Source organism: Gordonibacter pamelaeae 7-10-1-b, from assembly GCF_000210055.1.
GTDB classification, from domain to species: Bacteria; Actinomycetota; Coriobacteriia; order Coriobacteriales; family Eggerthellaceae; genus Gordonibacter; species Gordonibacter pamelaeae.
Window position 1 is genome coordinate 1,701,309 of record NC_021021.1, and the last position, 3,566, is coordinate 1,704,874.

5 protein-coding genes and 1 pseudogene are annotated in these 3,566 nt (G+C 68.6%); all 6 read right to left on the reverse strand.

The annotated features are described in order from the left end of the window. Positions 1-245: pseudogene (locus tag GPA_RS07925) on the reverse strand (S4A5 electrogenic sodium bicarbonate cotransporter 4); the annotation flags it as partial. Then, complete coding sequence (locus GPA_RS07930) at positions 242-709, reverse strand: hypothetical protein (RefSeq protein WP_015539539.1); 468 nt, start codon at positions 707-709, stop codon at positions 242-244. The pseudogene GPA_RS07925 and the gene GPA_RS07930, both read right to left, overlap by 4 nt. Position 710: 1 nt before the next feature. Continuing rightward, positions 711-1,211: a DUF4860 domain-containing protein gene (locus GPA_RS07935; RefSeq protein WP_015539540.1), complete on the reverse strand. Its 501-nt coding sequence runs from the start codon at positions 1,209-1,211 to the stop codon at positions 711-713. Positions 1,212-1,249: 38 nt separating this feature from the next. Beyond that, on the reverse strand, positions 1,250-1,576 hold the full coding sequence (locus tag GPA_RS07940) for a hypothetical protein (protein ID WP_015539541.1): 327 nt from the start codon (positions 1,574-1,576) through the stop codon (positions 1,250-1,252). A 10-nt stretch (positions 1,577-1,586) separates the two neighbouring features. Then, entirely contained in the window at positions 1,587-2,639 is a 1,053-nt protein-coding gene (locus GPA_RS07945; protein ID WP_015539542.1) for a type II secretion system F family protein, read from the reverse strand. Between the two features lie 65 nt (positions 2,640-2,704). Next, positions 2,705-3,566 (reverse strand): transglutaminase-like domain-containing protein (locus GPA_RS07950; RefSeq protein ID WP_167536621.1); only part of this gene is annotated, 862 nt, incomplete at its 5' end.

Genomic DNA, 3,566 nt, shown 5'->3' on the forward strand with positions numbered 1-3,566 from the left:
GCCAGACCCCCGTGCGCTGCGCGCACCGGCGCGAGCGCGGCGTCGACGTCCGCCACGAGCTCTTGGCCCGCCCGCTCGTTGGCGTACGTGTCGGTGGTGAAGGACGCCTGCCGTTCGGCGGCGGCGTACGTGGCCTGCGCCGTCGTCACCGAGAGCACGGCCATGACGGCCAGGCACAAGATGATGACGAGGGCGAACAGGCTGATGGGCCCTATGCGCACCGATCCGCGTCCCCGCGTGGTCACGCGGCATCGCCCCCTTCCGCTGCTCCGTCGCTCGCGTAGCGGGCCGTCTCCAGCTCGTAGACGACCTCTCCGTCGCGGCTCACCGCGATGCTCGCATGGTACAGCGTGCCGCCCTCCGTGGGCTCGGGCACCACTTCGCGCGTCACGAGGTAATCGCCCTCGCCGGCATCGGCTGCGGCGCCCAGCGCATCGCCGTCGCCGTCGAACGCCTCGCTCTGCGTGCCGGCGAGCGGCATCGCTGCGAACTCCTCGGCGGCGTTCGAGGCCAGCAGGACGGCCTGCGTAAGCTGGCGCTCCTCCACGCCGCGGTTGTGCGCCGCGCCGAACAGCTGCATGAACATCGCCAGCGCGAACGCCAGGAACGCCAGCAGCACCAGCGCCTCCACCACGAATGCGGTGCCGTGCCAGGTGGCGTCGGGCCCGCGGCGCGCGGCGAGCAGCGTCTCGGCCGGTTTCCTCGCCATGCTAGGCACCTCCCCTCACGCTGCGCAGCGCCACCTGCACGCTGCCGTCATCCGTCTCCACGGTGAGCAGCCCGTTCTCGTAGGAGAACGCGAAGCGCTCCGAGGCGACGACGGGGGTGGCCTTCTCCGGCGTGTACGCCGCATCGGCCAGCGCGTACTCCTCCACGATGGAGCTCTGGTAGGCGTAGATGCGCGTCTCGAACGTGCCGCTGTCCAGCCGCTCGGTCAGCACGAGGGAGCGGCCCTCGGGGCCCTTGCCCGCACCGACGGCATCCACGGAGTCGGCCGCGCGCACGCTGTTCGCGATGAGGCCCGTGGCCAGACGCGTATCGTCGGCCTGGTCGCGCACTTTCACCAGCGCGCGGTACAGCCCCGTGCCGGTCATGATGGCTATGAGCAGTGCCACGATGAACAGCGCGAACAGCAGAACCGTGAACAGGCGCCCGAAACCCTGGCCGCCTTCCGCGCGCTGTGCGATGCCCCTGCTCGTCAAAGCCTCCATAACCGCATCCTCGTCCCGCCCGGAAGGGCGCTCGCCCCTCATCGCGGAACCACCACGACGCTCGGCATGATGTTCTCGGCGAACACCTCGTAGGTTATCACGTAGTCGTCGCGGTTCACGCGCAGGCCGTAGCCCTGCTCCAGGTGCTCGAGCGAGGACGGGTAAGAGCCCTCGATGGCGCAGCACTGCTTCGCGCTGTCCAAGATGGCGTTGCGCACGGACACGGCGCCCTGCTCGCGCAGGTTCTGCCCGACGGCCCCTGCTGCGAACCAGCCTCCCACGGCCAGCGCCAGCACGAGCGCCAGGGCGGCGAGCCTCATGCCCCGCCGGCGCTTCCGCTGCCTCGACGTATGCTCGCGGTCCATGCGAGCCACCCTAGCCGATCGATCCCATGATGCCGATGAGCGGCAGCATGACCGACACGAGCGTGGCGCCCACGGCCACGGTCAGGAAGGCGGCGAGCGCGGGCTCCACGCCGTCCACCAGGCGGTCCATCTTCATGATGGCGTCGTCGAAGAACGTGAGCGACAGGCGTCCCAGCACGTCCTCCATGCTGCCCGAGCGCGCGCCGATGGTGAGCATGCGGGCGTAGACGGGCTCGAACACGCCGCTTTCGGAAACGGCCTGCGCCAGGCTCTTCGGCGCGGCCAGGTCGAGCATGGCCTCGCGCGCGCCCTCCAGCTGCTGGCGCAGCGCACGGTGGTCCACCATGGCCACAGCCTCCTTCATAGCCGTGTCGGTGTCGATGCCCGAGGCCACGTAGGTTGCCAGCGCCGACGTGAAGCGGCTGAGCGCCAGCTGGTACATCGTGTTGCGCGTGAGGGGCATGCGCTCGGCGGCGCGCATGAGGCTGCGGCGCCCGCCCTCGCTGCGCATGGCCACGGCCATGGCCAGCACGACCACGGTGCATACGAGCGTCACGGCCAGCGCCGCCCACCCGATGCCGATGGATGCGCCCACGGCGTTGAACGACCCTGCCGCCAGGTTGCCCGACAGGCTCTCGTACACGTCCACGAACACGGGAAGGATGACGGCCACCGTGAAGGCCAGGATGACGGACATGACGCAGAGCAGGGCGGCGGGGTAGACGATGCTCGAGCGCATCTTCGCGAACAGGCGTCCCTCCTCGTCATAGTACACGGCCAGCGTGCGCAGCGTGGGCTCAAGACGGCCCGACACCTCGCCTGCTCCCACCATGTCCACGACGTGGCGGGGGAAGAAGCCCGAGCCATCGAGGGCCTTCGCCAGCGGCTCGCCGGCGATGAGCCGAAGATACACGGCATCGCACGCGCGCTTGAACGCGCCGTCCTCCATGTTCTCGCCCAGCAGGCTCACGGCCTCGTCGGTCTGGATGCCGGCGGCCAGCATGATGGCGACGCTCTCGCAGAACGCGCTTACGGAGCTGCTCTCAAGCACGGTTGTGGCCATAATCTCATTCGCTCCTTGTCCGACTTTGCGCTTCCGGGCCTTGCGGCGTCCTCTTCGGCTCGCACTCAGTACGTGTACCGGTCAGTGTATTCCTTCGCGTCCCCCACGGTTTTCCCCGACCCGCCGGCGGCGGCAAACGTCAGGTCGATACGCGTCCATGTGTTGGGGTCGACGCTCACCTCGACGCTCTTCCAGCTGCCATCAAGATATACCAAATTCCAAGCATGGTAAATACTATCAGGGGAAACGTATCCAGTAACGATCTTCGTGGGAATTCCAAGGCTGCGCAGCATGGCGGCTCCCAGGCTCACGTAGTCGAAGCAGATGCCCTTTCCCTCGGCCAACGTGGCATCGGGGTTGGGCACGTAGCCCGTTGCGTCGGCCAGGCGCTCGGCCTTCTCGGTGTCGTAGCTCACGTTCTCGGTGATCCAGGTGTAGATGCTGCGCAGCACGTCGCCCTCGTTCTGGGCGCCGGCGGCAAGCTCGCTCGCCTTCGCCACGCAGGCGCTGTCAGCGTCGTAGTCGCAGAACACGTTGGGGCGCAGGAAGGGCTCGAACTCGCTCGCGAGCGCCACGTCGACGGTGGTTCCGTTGATGGGCACGTAGCGGTCGCCCTCGGTGTTCTGCATGACCTGCACGTCGTAGGCGCCGTCGCCCATGGTGAGGGGCACGGAGACGGGCGTGCCATCGCCGGGCAGGTCGTAGTTTCGCTTCACGCCGTCCTTGGTGACCAGCAGCTTCAGGCGGCTCTGGTTCTGCGCCGAGGCAGCCACGTAGCCGAGCGAGGCATGCGAGACGTCGATCATGCTGTCGTGGTCGGCCACCGCGGCATCGGCATCGAACGGGGAGGTGGCCAGGGACGGACGCTCGAAGGCGGGCCCGCTCGTCGTGCCCGCGCTGTCGCCTGCGCCCACGGTGCTCCCGCCG

Bases quoted from the DNA above. Each gene is read 5' to 3' on its own strand.
- GPA_RS07930 (WP_015539539.1), bottom strand. From the start codon at position 709: ATGGCGAGGAAACCGGCCGAGACGCTGCTCGCCGCGCGCCGCGGGCCC.
- GPA_RS07935 (WP_015539540.1), bottom strand. From the start codon at position 1,211: ATGGAGGCTTTGACGAGCAGGGGCATCGCACAGCGCGCGGAAGGCGGC.
- GPA_RS07940 (WP_015539541.1), bottom strand. From the start codon at position 1,576: ATGGACCGCGAGCATACGTCGAGGCAGCGGAAGCGCCGGCGGGGCATG.
- GPA_RS07945 (WP_015539542.1), bottom strand. From the start codon at position 2,639: ATGGCCACAACCGTGCTTGAGAGCAGCTCCGTAAGCGCGTTCTGCGAG.